This is a genomic window from Pseudomonas fulva NBRC 16637 = DSM 17717 (assembly GCF_000730565.1).
GTDB classification, from domain to species: domain Bacteria; phylum Pseudomonadota; class Gammaproteobacteria; order Pseudomonadales; family Pseudomonadaceae; genus Aquipseudomonas; species Aquipseudomonas fulva.
This window is the reverse complement of the sequence record NZ_BBIQ01000013.1, coordinates 37727-56821: the sequence shown is the minus strand read 5'-3', so window position 1 is coordinate 56821 and position 19095 is coordinate 37727. Positions and strand designations below refer to the sequence as shown.

The 19095-nt window shown below is 59.7% G+C and carries 19 protein-coding genes; 8 read left to right on the top strand and 11 right to left on the bottom strand.

The window, feature by feature from the left end; translation table 11 throughout:
• Positions 1–41: 41 nt before the first annotated feature.
• Positions 42–1664: a hypothetical protein gene (locus PFU01S_RS14140; protein WP_028687353.1), complete on the bottom strand. Its 1623-nt coding sequence runs from the start codon at positions 1662–1664 to the stop codon at positions 42–44.
• A 188-nt stretch (positions 1665–1852) separates the two neighbouring features.
• A complete protein-coding gene (locus tag PFU01S_RS14135) occupies positions 1853–2974 on the bottom strand; it encodes a site-specific integrase (RefSeq protein WP_028687354.1) in 1122 nt (373 codons plus the stop codon).
• Positions 2975–3030: 56 nt separating this feature from the next.
• Here PFU01S_RS14135 and dusA point away from each other — a divergent pair, with 56 nt between their 5' ends.
• Together dusA and tal are read left to right on the top strand one after the other, a co-directional pair.
• Positions 3031–4086 (top strand): tRNA dihydrouridine(20/20a) synthase DusA, encoded by a 1056-nt coding sequence (gene dusA / locus PFU01S_RS14130; RefSeq protein WP_420835087.1) that lies wholly within the window; start codon positions 3031–3033, stop codon positions 4084–4086.
• Positions 4087–4261: 175 nt separating this feature from the next.
• On the top strand, positions 4262–5188 hold the full coding sequence (tal, locus tag PFU01S_RS14125; protein WP_027915069.1) for a transaldolase: 927 nt from the start codon (positions 4262–4264) through the stop codon (positions 5186–5188).
• A 292-nt stretch (positions 5189–5480) separates the two neighbouring features.
• On the opposite strand, the gene rssC is transcribed toward tal, so the two are convergent.
• Together rssC and rssB are read right to left on the bottom strand one after the other, a co-directional pair.
• The gene (gene rssC, locus PFU01S_RS14120; RefSeq protein ID WP_028687356.1) at positions 5481–5963 is read right to left on the bottom strand and encodes an anti-sigma factor antagonist RssC; all 483 of its coding nucleotides are present in this window, start codon (positions 5961–5963) and stop codon (positions 5481–5483) included.
• A complete protein-coding gene (gene rssB, locus PFU01S_RS14115) occupies positions 5960–7144 on the bottom strand; it encodes a two-component system response regulator RssB (protein ID WP_027915071.1) in 1185 nt (394 codons plus the stop codon). The genes rssC and rssB overlap by 4 nt, the downstream gene beginning before the upstream one ends.
• 269 nt (positions 7145–7413) lie before the next feature.
• Here rssB and PFU01S_RS14110 point away from each other — a divergent pair, with 269 nt between their 5' ends.
• The gene (locus PFU01S_RS14110) at positions 7414–7713 is read left to right on the top strand and encodes a PilZ domain-containing protein (protein WP_028687357.1); all 300 of its coding nucleotides are present in this window, start codon (positions 7414–7416) and stop codon (positions 7711–7713) included.
• Positions 7714–7715: 2 nt separating this feature from the next.
• On the opposite strand, the gene PFU01S_RS14105 is transcribed toward PFU01S_RS14110, so the two are convergent.
• Positions 7716–8423 carry an MlaA family lipoprotein gene (locus tag PFU01S_RS14105; protein WP_027915073.1) on the bottom strand — a complete coding sequence of 236 codons (708 nt, stop codon included), beginning with the start codon at positions 8421–8423 and terminating at the stop codon, positions 7716–7718.
• Between the two features lie 355 nt (positions 8424–8778).
• Here PFU01S_RS14105 and PFU01S_RS14100 point away from each other — a divergent pair, with 355 nt between their 5' ends.
• Entirely contained in the window at positions 8779–9042 is a 264-nt protein-coding gene (locus PFU01S_RS14100; RefSeq protein ID WP_023534264.1) for a DUF4404 family protein, read from the top strand.
• A 136-nt stretch (positions 9043–9178) separates the two neighbouring features.
• Here the strand turns inward: PFU01S_RS14100 and queF are convergent, their stop codons facing one another.
• Both queF and PFU01S_RS14090 read right to left on the bottom strand, forming a co-directional pair.
• The gene (queF, locus tag PFU01S_RS14095; protein ID WP_028687358.1) at positions 9179–10009 is read right to left on the bottom strand and encodes an NADPH-dependent 7-cyano-7-deazaguanine reductase QueF; all 831 of its coding nucleotides are present in this window, start codon (positions 10007–10009) and stop codon (positions 9179–9181) included.
• Positions 10010–10147: 138 nt separating this feature from the next.
• Complete coding sequence (locus tag PFU01S_RS14090; protein WP_027915075.1) at positions 10148–10663, bottom strand: cupredoxin domain-containing protein; 516 nt, start codon at positions 10661–10663, stop codon at positions 10148–10150.
• A gap of 185 nt (positions 10664–10848) precedes the next feature.
• On the opposite strand from PFU01S_RS14090, the gene PFU01S_RS14085 reads away from it, so the two are divergent.
• On the top strand, positions 10849–11529 hold the full coding sequence (locus PFU01S_RS14085; RefSeq protein WP_027915076.1) for a heavy metal response regulator transcription factor: 681 nt from the start codon (positions 10849–10851) through the stop codon (positions 11527–11529).
• The gene (locus PFU01S_RS14080) at positions 11526–12875 is read left to right on the top strand and encodes a heavy metal sensor histidine kinase (protein ID WP_028687359.1); all 1350 of its coding nucleotides are present in this window, start codon (positions 11526–11528) and stop codon (positions 12873–12875) included. The genes PFU01S_RS14085 and PFU01S_RS14080 overlap by 4 nt, the downstream gene beginning before the upstream one ends.
• An 8-nt stretch (positions 12876–12883) precedes the next feature.
• On the opposite strand, the gene PFU01S_RS14075 is transcribed toward PFU01S_RS14080, so the two are convergent.
• Genes PFU01S_RS14075 through PFU01S_RS14065 form a run of 3 tightly spaced genes read right to left on the bottom strand, consistent with a single transcriptional unit; the run spans position 12884 to position 16126 of the window.
• A complete protein-coding gene (locus tag PFU01S_RS14075; protein ID WP_023534194.1) occupies positions 12884–14125 on the bottom strand; it encodes a lipoprotein-releasing ABC transporter permease subunit in 1242 nt (413 codons plus the stop codon).
• A gap of 59 nt (positions 14126–14184) precedes the next feature.
• The gene (gene lolD, locus PFU01S_RS14070) at positions 14185–14868 is read right to left on the bottom strand and encodes a lipoprotein-releasing ABC transporter ATP-binding protein LolD (RefSeq protein WP_174435400.1); all 684 of its coding nucleotides are present in this window, start codon (positions 14866–14868) and stop codon (positions 14185–14187) included.
• A 7-nt stretch (positions 14869–14875) separates the two neighbouring features.
• Complete coding sequence (locus tag PFU01S_RS14065) at positions 14876–16126, bottom strand: lipoprotein-releasing ABC transporter permease subunit (RefSeq protein ID WP_028687360.1); 1251 nt, start codon at positions 16124–16126, stop codon at positions 14876–14878.
• 93 nt (positions 16127–16219) lie between these two features.
• Between PFU01S_RS14065 and PFU01S_RS14060 the strand changes: the two genes are divergently transcribed.
• On the top strand, positions 16220–16804 hold the full coding sequence (locus PFU01S_RS14060) for a PilZ domain-containing protein (RefSeq protein WP_028687361.1): 585 nt from the start codon (positions 16220–16222) through the stop codon (positions 16802–16804).
• Positions 16805–16832: 28 nt separating this feature from the next.
• A complete protein-coding gene (locus tag PFU01S_RS14055) occupies positions 16833–17555 on the top strand; it encodes a glycerophosphodiester phosphodiesterase (RefSeq protein WP_027915081.1) in 723 nt (240 codons plus the stop codon).
• A 42-nt stretch (positions 17556–17597) separates the two neighbouring features.
• On the opposite strand, the gene sthA is transcribed toward PFU01S_RS14055, so the two are convergent.
• Entirely contained in the window at positions 17598–18992 is a 1395-nt protein-coding gene (sthA, locus tag PFU01S_RS14050; protein ID WP_023534167.1) for a Si-specific NAD(P)(+) transhydrogenase, read from the bottom strand.
• Positions 18993–19095 lie beyond the last annotated feature (103 nt).

The following is a 19095-nucleotide window of genomic DNA, read 5'->3' as shown; positions in this document are numbered from 1 at the left end:
GCGATTACTAAATGCCCCGCTACGCCCTAAGCAAAACGCAGCTACTTCACTTCAGCGCTACAAACTTCCTCATATAACTCTCCGTACGTTAGAACGCAATACTCATCAACATAGAACTTGACTATGGACGGATATCTAGTAACCATCATTGGCACGACTGTAATGTGAGGAATGTCCGCTGCACCTATGCACAACTCCTTACAATTACTTAGATCTGAAAGACTTTCCTTCACCCATTTAATTTTCAACAAAAATTTGGCGTGATATTTTTTTTGAGAAAAATGATCTTTGTATTGCTGAAACTGGCCCCGAGAGTCTGTAGCCGGAGCTGATGCCTTACACTCGACCACAAACAAGGTGCGCGTATGGCACTCGTACGCAAGTATATCAATCTCGCCGCATGGCAAAAGCCTAGAGACGCCATTGCTATCTGGCCATTTCTTAATTCCCTTGGTGCCCTTGCACCCACCCGCCTTGAATATCCCGAGAACAATGTTCTCAAATATATTTCGCCGATGGTACTGCTCAATATCTTCAAGCTCACGATTAAACAATGGACCAACTTTTAAATCAGGGCGCTGCCCGACCGAGGCCCGATGTTTAAATATATCACTCCACTCGCCGACCATGAATATATTAATTATCGCATGCCACGACGCTTTTTTTACGTGCGACATATTTACAGATGACTTTGGATAGATAGAAGATAAAAACTTCACTTGCTCTAACCGCACACCTGCAAAATTTATCATTCTAACAGGGTCTTTTTTATCTAGAAAATTACCACCTTGATCACTAAACAGGGACGAAGACATAAGCATGAAATTAAGTATTTTACATACTGTAGATTTAGGAATATTGCTTTCATCTGAAACCCAATCCACAAGATATTCACCCGGAATAATTAGTACGACTCCAGACGAGAGAACCTCATGAAGCAAGGTATCTATGACTGCTTCAACTTGTTCAGATGTAAATCCTTTTGCAGCCAGCAATGCGCTGCTGAATTTATCTTTTAAAAATACCTCATCTTCGATTTTTCGCTCTAAATTAAGAACCTCCCAGTACTCATGATCGATTCTACGCATGTAGTCAGAGCGTGCAACCACAACCGCTTTAGACTCATCCGACAATATCGGATCCAATATCCCTAATGGAGAAGACAGGTCAAATTCAACATCCCCATATACATCAGGAAAAAAGTGAATAAGGTTAGACCACTCAGCCGCCATGGTCATAACTGCCAAGATGGTAAATACTTTTTTAACGTCTTCAAGGCTAGGCTGTCTACGCTGAAGGCTATCTCCAGGTCCGCCTGATAGTATATGCTCAATAACGAACCGCCATCCGAACCGGCCCACCGGTGCCAATTCCACTGGGCTCGTAAATTCCTGAAATGGTAAGCCTCTATATACTCCAGTCCACATAAATATTTGCTTGTAGGCTTCGAGCACCCAACTATCAGGGTTTCCTTTTTTCAAGCTAGCATGAAGCTTTGCCTGCGCGATTTCGAACGCACTATCCACCAGTGATTTTGCGTCCTGAACAGAACCATTGTTCGGAATGTGCTCTTGTTTGAGCTCCCTTAAAATATTCGACAGAGTTTCAAGGTGCAGGTCCGCAACCGGCTCATCTACAGGTGTTCGTTGCTCGTTGAAATCCATACTCAACCCCACTATGACTAGAATCGACGTCTGTCCTGTCCTATCCGTGCCAGCTGGTGTACCACACCCAGACTTTAATGCCTGACTGCATTGGCTCGAAAGCAGCCAGTCGCGGCTGACCGCAATCACAACAAAGCGGATGCCTACCACGGGTAGGCGCTGATAAAGGTAGCATCGTTACCCACCCCCTACTCAGCTCGGGCGCCAAGTTTAACCGGTGCCAGAATGATCTGATGCAGCCACTTCCAGCCTTTGTACACATCCCCTCGACCACGCAAATGGGTATACCGCCGCAGTGAGTTCCAATCGCGGTGCCCGGATACACTCGAAACCCTCGGTATATCCCAGTCCATTTCAAACAGTCGACTCACCCCTTCGTGACGCAAGTCATGGAAGTGCAAATCCTCGACCCCTTTAATCTTGCATGCTTTGGACCAGGCAGTACCGATTGAATCAGTGTTGTATGGGAAGATCTCACGACACTCTCGTGGCATGCTCTGCACAATGATCCACGCCTCATCCGGCAAGTAACACCAGACATCGTTGCCTATCTTCTGACCCGGGTTCTTCATATCCCGTACCTTCACAGCTTGCCGGTGCTCATCCAGGTCTTCCCAGCGTATACGGGTAATCTCGTCCATTCGGCGGGTCGAAAAAATCGCGAACGCCACCACCTTGGGCATGTGAATGACGCTTGGACGCCGCTGTAGCATCTCGAAGAAGTGCTCGAGCACCTTATCGATCTCATCCAGAGTAGGGCGGCGATCCCGCTCTCGGCTCTTCAGGTTGTAGCCGAACTTCTTCAGCACCAAGCGGGCATCCGGCATTGCTTGCGCATCAATTTCATACCCCCACGCCGCCCTGGCCAAGGACAGCACCGACCCCAGGTGCGCCATGTCATTGCCCGCCGTCTGCGGTTTGATGCCTCCTCCTTCAGGACTCATGCGCCAAAGCGCGTAATCCACCAGCACCTGCTGAGTGAGGTCGGAATCCACCTTCTCACCCAGGTAGCTGTTCTTGATGGCATTCAACGTACGCCGCTTCGTCTCACCCAGCGGCCGGGCTTTCTCGGCCTCGACTAGGTAGCGGTCGATCATCTGCTTAACCGTGTGTCCTACTCGGCTCGCCCGCTCGATTGCACCTGGCTCCGCCAACTCAGTTTCTCGTCGCTTCGCCCAGGCCACTGCAGCTTGTTTGCGGGCGAACGTCTGGCTCTCTTGGTAGACTGTCACCTTGTCGCGGTTGATGCGGATCTGAGCTGTATAGCTGATGGTGCCGTCGGCCTTCTTGCGGGGTCTGATGGTTGCCATGAGGATTGGTACACGTCTGGATTCGATTGGTACATTGTACCAAGCGCTTGGTAAAAATGCCCCAAAACCCCCGAAATCCGGTACAAAACACGTTGAATCAAATCACTGCAAAATCCACCTCAAAGCCACAAACCACAAGCCCTGAGCCGTCACGCCGCTTCAGCGTTGCACCGATGATGGACTGGACCGACCGCCACTGCCGGTTCTTCCTGCGCCTGCTCTCCAAACACACCCTGCTCTACACCGAAATGGTCACCACCGGTGCCCTGCTGCACAATGACGCCCAGCGTTTCCTGCGCCACGATGCCTCCGAGCACCCGCTGGCCCTGCAACTGGGCGGCAGCGTGCCGGCGGACCTGGCGGCGTGTGCGCGGCTGGCCGAGGCCGATGGCTATGATGAGGTCAACCTCAATGTCGGCTGCCCCAGTGACCGGGTGCAGAACAACATGATCGGCGCCTGCCTGATGGCGCACCCGGCGTTGGTGGCCGATTGCGTAAAGGCCATGCGCGACGCCGTCTCGACACCGGTGACCGTCAAGCACCGCATTGGCATCAATGGCCGCGACAGCTATGCAGAACTGTGTGACTTCGTCGGGCAAGTGCGCGAGGCGGGTTGCCGCAGTTTCACCGTGCACGCACGCATCGCCATTCTCGAAGGGCTGTCGCCCAAGGAAAACCGCGAAGTGCCGCCGCTGCGCTATGACGTGGCCGCGCAACTGAAAGCTGATTTCCCGGACCTTGAGATCGTGCTCAACGGTGGCATCAAAACCTTGGCCGACTGCCATACCCACCTTCAGACCTTCGACGGCGTGATGCTGGGCCGCGAGGCCTATCACAACCCTTACCTGCTGGCCGAGGTGGATCAACAGCTGTTCGGCAGCACGGCACCGGTGGTCACCCGCACCGAAGTGCTGGCGCAGTTACGGCCTTACATCGTGGCCCATATGCAGGCAGGGGGCGCGATGCATCACGTGACCCGGCATATTCTCGGCCTTGCCCAGGGCTTCAAGGGCGCTCGTCGGTTCCGTCAGCTGCTTTCGGCAGACATTCACAAGGCAGCCGAGCCGCTGGCCGTGTTCGACCAGGCCGTTGAGCTGTTGCAGGGGCGTTGAGGCGCTGGCGTGTCACGCAGGCGCCTGCCGGTTGCGCGACACGATGCAAGGCCCGGCCTGAAGGGAACCTGAGGGACGGTGGGTACTCGAACATTCACCTCTCGTACAGCCGGGCCCTTGAGCGACCGTGGGGGCTGGGGTAATGTCGAGTCATTGCACAGGACAGAGCACGCCCATGACTTCCAAGCTGGAACAACTCAAGCAGTTCACTACCGTGGTCGCCGACACCGGTGACCTGGACGCCATCACGCGCCTGAAACCGGTAGACGCCACCACCAACCCGTCGCTGCTGCTCAAGGCTGCCGCCATCCCGGCCTATGCCGAGTTGCTCACGCGCGTGAAGGGCGAGGCCAACGGTGATCTGGACCAGGCCTGCGACATGTTCGCGGTGGCGGTGGGTTCCGGCATTCTCAAAGCCATCCCCGGGCGTATCTCGACCGAAGTGGATGCGCGGCTGTCGTTCGATGAACCTGCCCTGCTGGCCAAGGCTCGCTCGCTGATCGAGCTGTACGACAAGGCCGGTGTTGGCCGGGACCGTGTGCTGATCAAGCTGGCGTCCACCTGGGAAGGTATCCGCGCCGCCGAGAAGCTGGAGAAGGAAGGCATCCAGACCAACCTGACCTTGCTGTTCTCCTTCGCCCAAGCCCAGGCCTGCGCCGACGCTGGTGTGTTCCTGATTTCGCCGTTCGTGGGCCGGATTTACGATTGGCACAAGAAAAGCACGGGCAAGGAGTACACCGGTGCCGATGATCCAGGCGTACAGTCCGTCACGCGGATCTACAACTACTACAAGGCTAATGGCTACGACACCGTGGTCATGGGCGCCAGCTTCCGCAATACCAACCAGATCGAACAGCTCGCCGGTTGTGATCGCCTGACCATCAGCCCGGAATTGCTGCAGCAGTTGAGCGAAGACCAAGGCGACCTGCCGCAGGTATTGAAGCCAGGCAATGCCGGTGAGCCCAAGCGTCATCTGAGTGAGAGCGAGTTCCGCTGGGACATGAACGAAGACGCCATGGCTACCGAGAAGCTGGCCGAGGGCATCCGCCAGTTTGCGCGCGATCAGGAGAAGCTTGAGAAGGTCATGGGTGAAGAAGGCTGATCCAATTCAGGTTGTCTCGCGGGCGGGAAGTGTTCGACATTTCCCGCCCGTGTTGTTTTTACAGGTGGTGCCGTCGTGCGGCCTGCATGCTGTCTCAGATGCGCCAAGTCCATAGTCACAAAAGCTTTGCATGGCTTGGCAAGACAACCCGATCCCGAAGGCATGACCCTCTGGAGGCAGCTGGCGCCCCACCGACGGACAGGTTCATACAGCTCGCCCGGGCAGCATAGGCCTCAGAAAGCCTACCAGGAAGGAGGCAGGCTGCTCTTGACCCCAGAACCTGGTGACTCGATCAACTGCGCTCCAGCGCACTCACCAAGTCATGAAAGGCTTCGCGATTGGACTCATTCAAGCCCATCAGAATCCGGTGCGCTTCCAGCACCTTGGAGCGCACCACCTCCTCGGTCTGGTCCTGGGATGGCAGGTCAGACAGGCATTCAGGGCACGGGATGGGGCGGTCGACGATGTTGAATACCTGATCGAACCCCATCGATTGCAACAGGCGGGAAATATCCGGGTTGGTGGTCACGACGGTCGGCAGCAGGCCCACTTTCTGTCGCGACAGGATCGACAGCTTGGCGAGCAAGCCAAGGGTGGTGCTGTCGATGCTTTCGGTTTCGGTCAGGTCGATCACGATGGTCGAGAAATTCAGCGCGGTGAATATTCGCTCGATCGTTGCATCGAGCGCCGAACACAAGGTCAGGCGCACTTCACCGACGAATTTCAGTACGAAGGTACCGTCCTGCTCGGCGAACTGGATTCTACCGGTACTCATTGAAGGTTCCTGCTCAACACCAATAGGGCGATATCATCCGGCATCTCCCCTAGCGTAGCCAATCCAAAACGTTGACGCAGCCCATCCAGGCTACCCTCTGCCGCCCTGACGATTTCAGGCAGCGCAGCTTCTTTATCTTTGAGCGTATCACCTGGCAAAAGGTCCAGGATGCCATCGGACATCAGGCTCAGGCTGAAACGTGGTGGCAGTTCAACCACCAGGTCCTGGTAGCGGGCCTCCTCGAACAGCCCCACGGGCAAACCGCGGCCTTCGAGGTAGCGGGTGTGCTCGGGTGTATGCAGCACCGGCAGCGGCAGGTGCCCGCCTACGGCATAGGTCAGCAACCCGGTGTCTTCATCGATCACCCCGCCCACCATGGTCACATGCTTGCCCAGCTTGCAGTTGATCAACCCACGGTTGATGTGGCTGAGCACTTCAGAAGGCTGGAACTCGCGCATGTTGCCGCCACGCTTGAATTCGAACAGAAGGCGGGTGGTCATGAACTTCAGCAGCACGGTGACGAAAGCCGAAGAAGCACCGTGCCCGGACACGTCGGCCAGGTAGAAAGCGATACGCCGCTCGTCCACACGGAAGTAGTCGGCGAAATCACCCGACAGGTACAGCGACGGGATGATCTGGTGCTCGAAGGCAAAATCACCGGCGTGCCAAGGGCTTTGGGGCAACATGTTCATCTGCACTTGCCGACCAGCGGTCTGGTCTTCCTGCAACAGGTGCAGGCTGGCCTCCAGTTCGCGGTTGGCAGCCTCGAGCTTCTCGCGGTAGCGCTGGTTTTCCAGCACAAGGTGCGCTCGATCCAACGCACGGCGCACCGAGTGCTCAAGCACCGCCAGGTCTTCAAGTGGCTTGATCAGGTAATCCGCAGCGCCCAGTCGCAATGCATCCACCGCATCGGCCATGACCCCGGCACCCGACACCACGATCACGGGTATCTGCGGTGCACGGGCGCTGATCTGACGAATCAGTTCAAGCCCGCCCATTTGCGGCATGCGCAAATCGCAGATCACAAGATCAGGCTGGTGCTCTTCGAAGACCTGAAGCCCCTGCTGGCCGTTGCCAGCCTGGAGAACGCTGAAGCCACTGTCTTCAAGATACGCGGCGAGGCTTGCACGGACCACGTCGTCGTCATCGATGATCAGCAGCGTTGCACTGGTTTTCTGCATGTGGGCGAACGGCGCCGATTGGGGTTTGTGCAGCGAGCCGGCAAGGCAGACCAACAGCTGCGGGAATTCTGAACAGGTCGCACGTTCTGCGAGCTGTAGGGCAAGAAAGCCTACCCGGCAACTGCGAGATATGCGGTGTAAGGCGCAGACGGTACTCCCATCCGCCAGGGGTTTCAAGCATCGAACGGTACGCTTGAGCGGCTTTACAGGGCAAATGACCGAGAGTTATAAGAAACCCTCACGATGTAACCTCACAGGAAGGATGCAGCATGCCCGATAACGCCACCAGCCACAGCGAGAAACGCGATTTCATCCGCATGCGCATCGACACGCCGGTTACCCTGGTACACGAGGGTAAGGTCATCGCCGCGGTGTGTCTCGACCTGGCCAGCAGCGGGATGCAAGTACAGGCGCCTCAGCCGTTCCACGTCGGGGATCGGCTGCAGGTGCGCCTGGAGTCGGATCACCCTTCGCTCGAAGGCTTGCACGCCACGGCGGAAGTCGTGTGGATCGCGGCCCAGGCGGATGGGCAGCACACGTTTGGGCTGCGCATCCTGGCCATGCGGTAGCCTTAGAAATCGTCCTCGACTTCGCCATCGCGCACCTTGAACTCGCGGTTCTGCAGGTAAGCGTTGCGAATGAAGATGTACTTGTCACCCTGAATCAGCTTCTCAGCCGGCAGCAGGCTTGCACGGGTGTCCACCACGTCCAGGGCGAAGGCCGAATTGCGGGTAGGCACATGGTCCACGTAGCGATAAGGCCGGGTGAACGTGTCCGGGTACTTGGCTACGCCATCGCGCACAGTGCTTGGGCCCAGCAAGGGAATGACCACGTACGGGCCGCTGGGCACACCCCAGTAGCCCAGGGTCTGACCGAAGTCTTCATCGCTGCGCTGCAGCCCCATCTTGGTGCCGACATCGAAGAACCCGGCCACGCCGAAGGTGGTGTTGACGATCAAGCGCGCCGTATCCACCCCTGCCGCATGGGGTTTGAGCTGCAGGACGTTGTTGGCCAGGTTGGTCACATCGCCCAGGTTGCGGAACATATTGTGGATGCCGTCTTCGAGAAACTGCGGCGTCACGGCGTCGTAACCCTTGGCGAGCGGCTTGAGCGCGTAGGTATCGAGCGTATCGTTGAAGCGGAAGATCGGGCGATTGACCGCTTCCCAGGGATCTTCTTCAGTGGCGGCCTGAGTAGCCGCCACGGGCGCCAGCAGCATGCTGGCGCATACACAGGCCTGGGTGACTCGTTCGATCACACTGGCACCGATCCTACGCATAGTGTTTCTCCATCAGGATTATCGGCCGCAAGCGCAACGGTCGCGCTGCTGTAGTGCGGCAGTATAGAGTTTTGCAGGCCGATAGACAGCTTTCGGCATCCATGAAGTTTAATGTGACCAAGTGTTACGTCAGTGGTGCTACGCAATGGCAGCAAGATTTAACGAGAACCTGTTGCTCGCCAACCTCATGGATGAAACGAACCGCTTCCCAGCGAATGCGCGAAAAATACGGACACAGCTCAGCGGCTGCCAGCCATGCAAATCCCACGCGAAAGGTTTACGCTCAATACAGGCCAGAACCTTTGCCGCCTCGCTGAGGTCCATGGCTTGCCAAACCTATGATGGAGAAGTGCCAATGCCTGCCCGCGAATTGCAAGAGCGCCTCAACAGCCTGCGCGAGCAACTGGATCGCAACGTGCCGCTTTCGGACGAAGAGCTGGCTGCGCTCCATGAAGAAGCGCGTCAAATCGAAGCGCAGCTGAAGCTGGAAAACGCCACGCCTGACAACAACCTGGCCGACGGTGTGAACCTTGCCGTGGAGCGATTTGAAGCCGACCACCCTGACCTGACGGCCACCCTGCGCAGCATTGCCAACTCGCTGCACAGCATGGGTATCTGAGGCATACGGCTCGGGCTGCTGCGCACACAGCGCAGCGCAGTGGCCTGCCATTACCCGCACTGCGTCCAGGGTCGAACAGCACGCGGCCTGTTGTCAGGGTCGGGTGCGGTTCAACGCAGGCGCACCCCGGCGGCGGTCACTGCCTGGCCAGGCGCCCATTGCTCACGACGATTTCCCCCATGCTGCGGTAGGGGTTGATATCCAGGCCACCCCGGCGCACATACCGGGCATAAACGGTCAAGTGCTCAGGCTGCAAGAGATTCTTCAGGTCCAGGTAAATGCGCTCGACGCATTGTTCATGGAAATCCGCATGCTGGCGGAAGCTGATGAGATAGGTCAGCAGGCTGGCGTGATCGAGCGCCCTGCCCTTATAGGTCACTACCACGCTTCCCCAGTCCGGCTGACCGGTAACCGGGCAGTTGGATTTGAGCAGGTGACTGTGCAGCGTCTCTTCGAGCACCTGATGAGCGTCGCATTGCAACAACTCCGGTTGCGGCTGCGCATAGTTGGAAATAGCCACATCCAGCCCATCGATACAGGTGCCTGGCAAAGCGACCACGCCTTGGGCCTCGACCTCTTCCAGCGTCCTCACCTTCACCCCTACCGCCTTGCCGGCGGCCGCCGAAAGGTCTTTCTCAAGGCACGCCTGCAAGGGCTCGATGCCTGCGAAAACGGTCTGGTTCAAGGAGTTCAGGTACAGCTTGAATGACTTCGATTCGATGATGTTGGGCGAATCGGCGGGGATGGCGAACTCGCCTATGGCTACCACGGGCTTGCCCGAGGGCAGCAGCCAGGACAGCTCGAAACAGTTCCAGTAATCCACCCCTTGCCAGGGAAGCGTCTGCGCGGTGACACCCAGCTCCGCCCATTTGGCGGTGCGTGGGATCGGGAACAGCAGCTCCGGGGAATAGGTGGCGACGTATTCACTGGACTTGCCCAGCGGGGAGTGTTCGGCGGCAGGGTGCATTGGAACTGACCTGAAAGTGTGGAGTGGACGCTAGCGTTCGTACGGTGCGCGCCCCCATTGCTGGGGTAACCCTGTCGTGTACAGGATGACGCGTAGGGCGCCCAGTCTACCCTGTTGCTTGCCGCCTTGCAGCGCCCCTCACTCGATGGTCAGCGGCCCAACCATGCCCGCTTGGTAATGGCCTGGCACATTGCAGGCGAATTCGATGGGTGCAGAGGCCTTGAAGGTCCAGGTCAACTCAGCGCGCTGGCCAGGCATCACCAGCACCGTGTTACCGCCGCCATGCCCATGACCTGCACCGTGATTGTGCCCGCTCATGTCGCCATGCCCCATGCCCTGCTCATCTGCGGCTGCATTGAACAGCTTGGCTTGCATGGCAACCATCTGTTTTTGATGTTCGGCATGCATGGCTTTGTCACCCAGGTTGAACTCGTGGGGCAACTGACCCTCGTTGATCAACACGAAGCGCACCGTCTCACCTGCCTTGACAGTGAGGCTGGCGGGCTCGAAGGCGATATCCTTGAGCCGCACTTCAACCGTACGGGTTGCCTCCTCGGCTGGTGCAGGCTCACCGAAAGCTAGCGGGTGTGCGGTGCCTGCCTGGGCAAGACTACTGGCCAGCGTCAGTGCGCAGGCAATGATAAAGCGAGACATCGAGGCTCCCATGCGTTGGATTGAACGGCGCCAGATTAAGGCCACGCGACTGCCATGAAGCTGACCGCTGCATTACAAGCGTGTCAGTTTGGTTCAATGCCGCGCAGGTCACGTATGATCCTGGCACCCACGCGCCGGCTGGACCTCACTGCGGCGCGCCGCATCAACCGCCGGAGCTTGCCTCAATGAAACTGTTGATCGTCGAAGACCAGGCCCGTACTGGCCAGTACCTGCATCAGGGCCTGAGCGAGGCCGGCTTCACGGTGGAGCTGGCCACCGACGGCGAAACAGGCCAGTTTCTGGCCCTGACGGGCGATCATGACCTGCTGATCCTGGATGTGATGCTGCCAGGGCGCGACGGCTGGCAGATCCTCAAGGCCGTGCGGCAAGCCGGTATCGATACGCCCGTGCTGTTCCTGACCGCCCGCGATGCCGTCGAGGACCGGGTACATGGCTTGGAACTGGGCGCTGATGATTACCTGATCAAGCCATTCGCCTTCTCGGAGCTGCTGGCGCGCGTGCGCAGCCTGCTCAGGCGCGGCTCCACGCCCAGTGCCGATACCTTGCTGACGGTAGCAGACCTGCGTCTTGACCTGATTCGTCGACGTGTCGAGCGCGGCGGCCAACGCATCGACCTGACCGCCAAGGAGTTCGGTTTGCTCGAACTGCTGCTGCGCCGTCAGGGCGAGGTGCTGTCCAAGGCGCTCATTGCGTCCCAGGTTTGGGACATGAACTTTGCCAGCGACACCAACGTGATCGAAGTGGCCATCCGCCGACTGCGGGCCAAGGTGGACGATGCCTACGAGGACAAGCTGATCCATACGGTACGCGGCATGGGTTATGTGCTGGAAGTGCGCCCATCGTGAGGCGCCGCATTTCGCTGACCAGTCGCCTGGCGCTGCTGTTCGCTGCCTGCACCGCTGCGGTTTCGCTCGGGGCGGGCCTGGTGTTCAATCAGGCCAGCGAGCAGCATTTCATCGAACTTGACCAGCAGTTGCTGGCCTCGCGCTTGTCGTTGTTGCGCCGTCACCTGACGGACGTCGGCACGCAGGCCGACCTGCAAACCCGCCTGCCGGCCCTGCGCGAGGAGCTGAGCCATCAGGCCGACCTGTCCGTGCGGGTCACCTCGGGTGGGGGCGTCACTTGGTTCGAGAGCCAGGCCGGCCTCCCCCCGGCGCCCTCCTCCACGGGGTTGAAGACGCTGCATGCGCAGGGCACTGACTACCGCAGCCTTGCTGTGGCGCTGATGCCCGATAGCGCGAACTCACCGTACCTTGTGTTATACCTTGACATCACCCATCACCAGCATTTTCTGCAAGGCATGCAGCGCCTGATCTGGCTGACAGTCGGACTGTCGGCGCTGGTCACCGCCCTGCTGGGGGCCTGGGCGGCGCGCAGCGGCCTGCGGCCCTTGAGGCAGATGGGCCGCATCACCGCACGCGTCTCTGCCCGTTCGCTCACCACCCGGCTACCCGTGGAGCAAATGCCCGCCGAACTGGCTCAATTGGCTGACAGCCTCAATGCCATGCTGCAGCGCCTGGACGATGCGTTTCAGCGCCTGTCGGCGTTTTCGGCCGACATCGCCCATGAGCTGCGCACGCCGCTGTCCAACCTGCTGACCCACACCCAGGTCACCCTGACTCGCCCACGCAGCCTCGACACCTACCGAGAGGCCTTGCACGACAACCTCGAAGAATTGCAGGCGATGGCGCAGATGATCAATGACATGCTCTTTCTCGCCAAGGCTGACCAGGGACTACTGACACCAGGTGACACCCCACTTGCCCTGCATGATGAAGTGGATTCTCTATTGGAGTTTTACGCCCTGGCTGCTGAAGAAGCGGCCGTGCAGCTGACACGCGAGGGACAGGCGTGGCTGCCCGGCGACAGGACCATGCTGCGCCGGGCGCTCTCCAACTTGCTCGACAACGCCCTGCGTTTCACGCCGACGGGGGGACAGGTGCGGATCACGCTGGCGACAGGACCGCGCATCACCGTGAGCAATACCGGCAGCGCCATCGAGGCGACGGCATTGCCTAGGCTGTTCGATCGTTTCTACCGGGTGGACCCGTCCAGGCATGAAGGCGGGGGCGAACATGCCGGGCTGGGCCTGGCGATCACGCGGTCGATCGTGCAGGCCCATGGCGGGCGGATTCAGGTGGCGTGCGAGGCGGGCTGGACCCGCTTCACGCTCGATTTCTCAGGCCGGTAAAGGCTTGGTCAAACCGCCAGGCCAATGGCCGGTTGTACCTGGGAAGCCCGGTAGGCTGGGTAGAGGGTAGCCAGGAAGCTCATCACCAGCCCTGCCGCGCAGATCATCACCACATCTCCGCTTTGCAGCTCCGAGGGCAGGCTGCTGATGAAGTACACGTCGGAGGTGAAGATATGCTGACCGCTGATGCGCTCCAGCCAGCCCACGATCTGGCTCACGTTGAGCGCGGCGATGACCCCGAGCACCCCACCGATCAGCGTGCCGACGACGCCGATCAAGCTGCCCTGGACCATGAATGTCCCCATGATCTGCGCAGGCGTAGCCCCCAGGGTGCGCAGGATGGCGATATCCGGCCCTTTGTCGTTCACCACCATGACCAAGGTGGCGATGATGTTGAACGCGGCCACGGCGATGATCATCAGCAACAACAGGCCGATCATGGTCTTTTCCATCTTCATGGCGCTGAACAGGCTGCCTTGGGTGTGGGACCAGTCATCTGCCCGGTAGCCTTCGCCAAGCTGCGCTGCGATGGCCTTGGACACTTGCGGGGCGGCATACAGGTCATGCAGTTTCAGCCGCACACCTTGAACCTGGCCGGGTGCCCAACGCTGCATAGTCGCGGCATCGGCCATGTGAATGTAGGCCTGGGAGCCATCGAGCTCGGCGCCCACCTTGAAAATGCCCACCACGGTCAAGCGCTGCATGCGTGGGGTGATCCCGCCAGGCTCGCTGCTGATCTCTGGCACGATCAAGGTCAGTTTGTCCCCGGTATTCAGGCGAAAACGGCGGGCCGTCAGCTCGCCAATCACCACGCCGAACTCGCCGGGCTGCAAGTCCTGCAAGCGGCCCTGAACGATGTGCCGCCCTACGATCGAAACCTTGTTTTCCTCGGCCGGATCGATACCGCCCACCTGAATGGGTTGCATGGCGCCCTTATAGGACAACATGCCTTCCATCTCGGTGATCGGGGCCGCGGCAACCACGGCAGGGTTTTTCATGGCCGCATCGGCCACCTGCTGCCAGTTGTCCAGCGGCTGCTGGCCCAGAATGGCCGCGTGGGGGACCAAGCCCAGGATGCGCGAGCTCATTTCGCGCTGGAAGCCGTTCATCACCGACAGCACCACGATCATGGCCAGCACGCCCAGGGACAGGCCGATCATCGAGGTCATGGAGATGAACGAGATGAAATGGTTGCGACGCTTGGCCCGGGTATAGCGCGCGCCGATGAAGATGGGCAGGGGTCTGAACATGTGCGAATACACCCAATCAAAACAGGTCGCGGGATGAAAGGGTCATCCCGCTCGGTCGGTCAGATCGCCACCAGGTGGCCATTGTCGAGTTTCAGTACACGGTCCATCTGACGCGCAAGGCTCAGGTCGTGGGTCACCACCAGGAACGCCGTGCGCGAAGCACTGGACAGTTCCTGCATCAATTCCTGGATGCCTTGGGCAGTGTGGTGATCGAGGTTCCCGGTGGGTTCGTCCAGCATCACAAGGCCCGGGCGGTTGACCAGCGCACGCGCAATGGCCACCCGCTGACGCTCACCGCCAGACAGCTCGGCCGGCTTGTGATTGAGGCGATGCCCCAGCCCAACGCGTTTGAGCAGCGCCTCGGCACGTTCACGCGCCTCTGGGATAGCGGTACGGCCGATGAGCAGCGGCATGCACACGTTCTCCAGGGCCGTGAATTCGGGCAGCAGGTGATGAAACTGGTACACGAAGCCCAACTCGCGGTTGCGCAGCAGGCCACGGGCGCGCTCGCCCAACGCCGACAGCTCCTCGCCGGCCAACCACACGCTGCCCTGTGTGGGGCGATCCAGGCCGCCCAGCAGGTTGAGCAAGGTGCTCTTGCCCGACCCCGAACTGCCGACGATGGCGATGCGCTCGCCGGCGTGCAGTTCCAGGTTCAGGCCAGACAACACCTGCACCGACTCGGGGCCCTCGTCGTAGGACTTGCCCAGGTTGCGGCAACTCAGAACGGCTTTATCACTCATGCGCGACTCACTCATAACGTAACGCCTCTGCCGGCTGGGTGCGTGCCGCACGCCAGGCAGGGTACAGGGTGGCGAAGAAACTCAGGACCAATGCCGCACCACAGACCATGTACACGTCCTGGGCTTGGATCTGCGAGGGCAGGTAATCGATGAAATACACGTCGGCGTTGAGGAATTTGTGGCCGATCAAATGCTCGATCCCGGCGATGGCCGTACTGACGTTGAGCGCGGCGATGATGCCCACCACGGCGCCGATCAACGTGCCCACGACACCGATCACGGTGCCCTGCACCATGAAGATGAGCATGATCTGCCCGGGGGTGGCACCCAACGTGCGCAGAATGGCGATGTCCCCTCGCTTGTCGTTGACCACCATCACCAGCGTGGAAATGATGTTGAACGCGGCAACAGCGACGATCAGCAGCAACAGCAGGCCGATCATGGCTTTTTCCATGCGAATGGCCTGGTAGAGGTTGCCATGGGTACGAGTCCAGTCGCGGCTGTAGAAGTCCTGGTCGCCCAGCTGTTGGGCGATGTCGTAAGCCACCCGCGGGGCCTGGAACAGGTCATCGAACTTCAAGCGCAGGCCCTGCACCTGGTCGGGCTTCCAGCGGTGCAGGCGCGACAGGTCGGCGATGTTGGTCAGCCCCAGGTAACCGTCGATTTCGCCGGCCCCCACATGGAAGGTGCCGACCACGGTGAAGCGCTTCATGCGCGGGAACATGCCGGCCGGTGTAACGCTGACTTCCGGGGCCACGAAGGTGAGTTTGTCACCGACGGCCACGCCCAGCTTGGCTGCCGCCTTGTCGCCGATCATGATGCCCCACTCACCGGGCGCCAATTGGTCCAGCTGGCCCTGCTGGACGAAGTTATCGATGATCGACACCTCCCGTTCCCGGGCCGGATCGATGCCGTTGAGCAACACCTTCTGCACCTTGCCGTCATGGGTAAGCAAACCCTGCATCTGGGTGAAGGGCGCGACCGCCACCACCTGCGGATTCTGCTTTACTTGTTCGGCAAGGGCAGGCCAGTCGGCGATGGGCTGGCCGCTCTCGAGCGTGGCGTGAGGGATCATGCCCAACACGCGGGTGCGCATCTCGTGGTCGAACCCGTTCATCACCGACAGCACCACGATCATGACTACCACGCCCAGGGCGAGGCCGATCATCGAGGTCAGGGAAATGAACGAGACGAAGTGATTGCGACGTTTGGCACGGGTATAACGCGTGCCGATGAATGCGAAAAGAGGTCTGAACATGTCGGGGCTTGTTCGGATGGAAGGGAACGTCCTTGTGGCGAGGCGCCTACGGCGGCTTTACACTCGGACCACCGCCGCTACCATGGGTTCGCCATGACGACATTAGACGAAGAAGATCGCCGCGAATACTACCGCATTGCTGATCGGATCGCACTTCAAATCAGCCCATTGAGCGCGGCCCAAGCCCTTGATCCAGATGTGTTGCAGGATGATTCCCCACTGTTCAATCTGCTCAGCGAGCTGCACCTGGCCGACTTCGAGGCCCAGCACCTGCTGCGCCAGCTCAGCGACAAGGACCGCACCCTCGCAGCGTTTCTGCGGGTACAGAACAAGCGCCTGGACGTGCTCAGCGCCGTGGTCGCCCATACCCTGCTGGGCGAGGTAGGCCAACCGCAGGCAGTGGTGATGTCCGAAGGCGGCCTGGAGTGCGTCCAGCCAGGGCCTTTTGCACCGGGTACCCAAGTGAAGGTACAAATGGTGCTGATGCCACGCGCCCATGGCCTGCTGTTGCGTGGCAAGATCACCCATTGCGAGGCCAGGCCCGAGGAGGGCTTCGAGGTCGGCATCGAGTTCATCGACATGGTCGATGCCCAGCGCCAGCTGCTTGCCCGCTACATCCTGCAGCGCCAGCAGCAGCAAAGACGCCAGCAACTGGAACAGAACGCCCCATCATCCTGACTCCATTTTTCTCACTGAAGGAACGAACGTGACCCTGATCTATGGCCATCGCGGCGCCAAGGGCGAAGCGCCCGAGAACACCCTGAACAGCTTCCGCCAGTGCCTGTCCCACGGCATCATGCGCTGCGAGCTGGATCTGCACCTGTCGGCCGACAACCAGCTGATGGTGATCCATGACCCTACCCTCAAGCGCACCACCGGCAAGCGCGGCAAGGTGGTCGAGCACCCGGCCGAAGACCTGGTCAAGCTCGACGCACGTCAGGGTGGCCCGGGCTGGGTCCAGCCCTGCCCCATCCCACGCCTGGAAGAGTTGTTCGAGAAATGCCCGTTCGAGCACTGGCAGCTGGAGGTCAAGAGCGCCTCGCGCACCCGCGCAGCCAGCACGGTGCTGGCCATTCGCGAACTGGCCCAACAGTTTGGCTTGTTGGACAAGGTAACGATCACCTCCAGTTCACGCGAAGTGCTGGGCGCCGCTCAAGAACTGGTGCCGGATGTGCAACGCGGCCTGGTGGCCGAGTACGCCTGGCTCGACCCGCTGAAAGTTGCACAGAACTATGGTTGCCAGATGCTGGCCTTGAACTGGACGCTGTGCACCCCGGAACGCCTGCAAAAAGCGCAAAAGCAGGGCTTGCACGTGTCGGTATGGACGGTCAACGAGCCGGCACTGATGCGCCGGCTCGCTGATTTTGGCGTGGACAGCCTGATTACAGACTTTCCCGGTTTGGCCAGGACCACCCTCGGGCAGGGTTGAATTCGGTCTCTCCGACCGGCTCAGGCCACCGGTCGGAGCCGCTCAAAAAAGCCGGTTCAGACCGTCATAGGCCGCTACCCGATAGGCTTCGGCCATGGTCGGGTAGTTGAACGTGGTGTTCACGAAGTACTTGAGGTTGTTCAGCTCGCCCGGCTGGTTCATCACCGCCTGACCGATATGCACGATTTCCGACGCCTGATAGCCGAAGCAGTGCACACCCAGCACCTGCAGCGTCTCGCGGTGGAACAGGATTTTCAGCATGCCCTGGGGCTCACCGGCAATCTGCGCCCGGGCCATGCTCTTGAAGAAGGCCTTGCCCACTTCATAGGGCACCTTGGCCTGGGTCAGTTCCTGCTCGTTCTTGCCGATCGAGCTGATCTCCGGAATGGTGTAGATACCCGTCGGTACATCGTTGACGAAACGCCAGCTGCCGTTGTCGACGATGCTCCCTGCGGCCGAGCGGCCCTGGTCGTGCGCGGCACTGGCCAGGCTTGGCCAGCCAATCACGTCGCCGGCGCCGTAGATGTTCGGCACGCTGGTGCGGTAGGCCTCGTCCACTTCGATCTGGCCGCGGCTGTTGACCTTGATGCCGATGTTCTCAAGCCCCAGCTTGTCGGTGTTGCCGGTACGCCCGTTGCACCAGAGCAAGGCATCGGCCTTGATCTTCTTGCCCGACTTCAGGTGCAGGATGACACCGTTGTCCAGCCCCTCGACCCGCTCATAATCTTCGTTGTGGCGCACGGTGATGTTGTTGTTGCTGAAGTGGTAGCTCAGGGCCTGGGAGATTTCCGAATCCAGGAAGCTGAGCAATTGCCCACGGTTGTCCACCAGCTCGACCAGCACACCCAGGCCGCTGAAGATCGAGGCGTACTCGCACCCGATCACGCCGGCGCCATAGACGATCAGCTTGCGCGGGGTATGGCTCAAGCTGAGGATGGTGTCGCTGTCGTACACACGCGGGTGGTTGAAGTCGATGTCTGCTGGCCGGTAAGGGCGCGAACCGGTGGCAATGATGATGTGCTTGGCGTTGAGTTTTTCTACCACGCCATTGGGGCAGACCACTTCGACGGTCTGCTCGTCGGCGAAGCTGCCGGTGCCGAAGAACAGGTCGACGCGGTTGCGGGCATAGTAGCCCGTACGCGAGGCCACCTGTTTGGCGATGACCTTCTCGGCGCTCTTGAGCACGTCCGGGAAGGAGAACCAACGCGGCTCGCCGATGGCGCGGAACATGGTGTTGGTGTTGAACTGCATGATCTGCCGCACCGAGTGACGCAGTGCCTTGGAGGGGATGGTGCCCAAGTGGGTGCAGTTACCCCCGACCTGGCGGCGGGTGTCGACCATCGCCACCTTGCGCCCTGCTTTGGCGGCGTTCATTGCCGCACCTTCCCCGGCTGGGCCGGAACCCAGCACCACTACGTCGTAGTTGTAGACAGCCATGCGTACTCCTTCAGAACTGGCCCGCAAGCCACGGTCGCTTGCGGCGCACGATCATGCCGCCTGGGCGCCATGAGAAAAAATCGGGTGCAGTCTAATCAAGCAT

Excerpts from the sequence above, each read along its gene's own strand:
- PFU01S_RS14140 (WP_028687353.1), bottom strand. The coding sequence starts at position 1,664 with ATGGATTTCAACGAGCAACGAACACCTGTAGATGAGCCGGTTGCGGAC.
- PFU01S_RS14135 (WP_028687354.1), bottom strand. The coding sequence starts at position 2,974 with ATGGCAACCATCAGACCCCGCAAGAAGGCCGACGGCACCATCAGCTAT.
- dusA (WP_420835087.1), top strand. The coding sequence starts at position 3,031 with ATGCCCCAAAACCCCCGAAATCCGGTACAAAACACGTTGAATCAAATC.
- tal (WP_027915069.1), top strand. The coding sequence starts at position 4,262 with ATGACTTCCAAGCTGGAACAACTCAAGCAGTTCACTACCGTGGTCGCC.
- rssC (WP_028687356.1), bottom strand. The coding sequence starts at position 5,963 with ATGAGTACCGGTAGAATCCAGTTCGCCGAGCAGGACGGTACCTTCGTA.
- rssB (WP_027915071.1), bottom strand. The coding sequence starts at position 7,144 with ATGCAGAAAACCAGTGCAACGCTGCTGATCATCGATGACGACGACGTG.
- PFU01S_RS14110 (WP_028687357.1), top strand. The coding sequence starts at position 7,414 with ATGCCCGATAACGCCACCAGCCACAGCGAGAAACGCGATTTCATCCGC.
- PFU01S_RS14105 (WP_027915073.1), bottom strand. The coding sequence starts at position 8,423 with ATGCGTAGGATCGGTGCCAGTGTGATCGAACGAGTCACCCAGGCCTGT.
- PFU01S_RS14100 (WP_023534264.1), top strand. The coding sequence starts at position 8,779 with ATGCCTGCCCGCGAATTGCAAGAGCGCCTCAACAGCCTGCGCGAGCAA.
- queF (WP_028687358.1), bottom strand. The coding sequence starts at position 10,009 with ATGCACCCTGCCGCCGAACACTCCCCGCTGGGCAAGTCCAGTGAATAC.
- PFU01S_RS14090 (WP_027915075.1), bottom strand. The coding sequence starts at position 10,663 with ATGTCTCGCTTTATCATTGCCTGCGCACTGACGCTGGCCAGTAGTCTT.
- PFU01S_RS14085 (WP_027915076.1), top strand. The coding sequence starts at position 10,849 with ATGAAACTGTTGATCGTCGAAGACCAGGCCCGTACTGGCCAGTACCTG.
- PFU01S_RS14075 (WP_023534194.1), bottom strand. The coding sequence starts at position 14,125 with ATGTTCAGACCCCTGCCCATCTTCATCGGCGCGCGCTATACCCGGGCC.
- lolD (WP_174435400.1), bottom strand. The coding sequence starts at position 14,868 with ATGAGTGATAAAGCCGTTCTGAGTTGCCGCAACCTGGGCAAGTCCTAC.
- PFU01S_RS14065 (WP_028687360.1), bottom strand. The coding sequence starts at position 16,126 with ATGTTCAGACCTCTTTTCGCATTCATCGGCACGCGTTATACCCGTGCC.
- PFU01S_RS14060 (WP_028687361.1), top strand. The coding sequence starts at position 16,220 with ATGACGACATTAGACGAAGAAGATCGCCGCGAATACTACCGCATTGCT.
- sthA (WP_023534167.1), bottom strand. The coding sequence starts at position 18,992 with ATGGCTGTCTACAACTACGACGTAGTGGTGCTGGGTTCCGGCCCAGCC.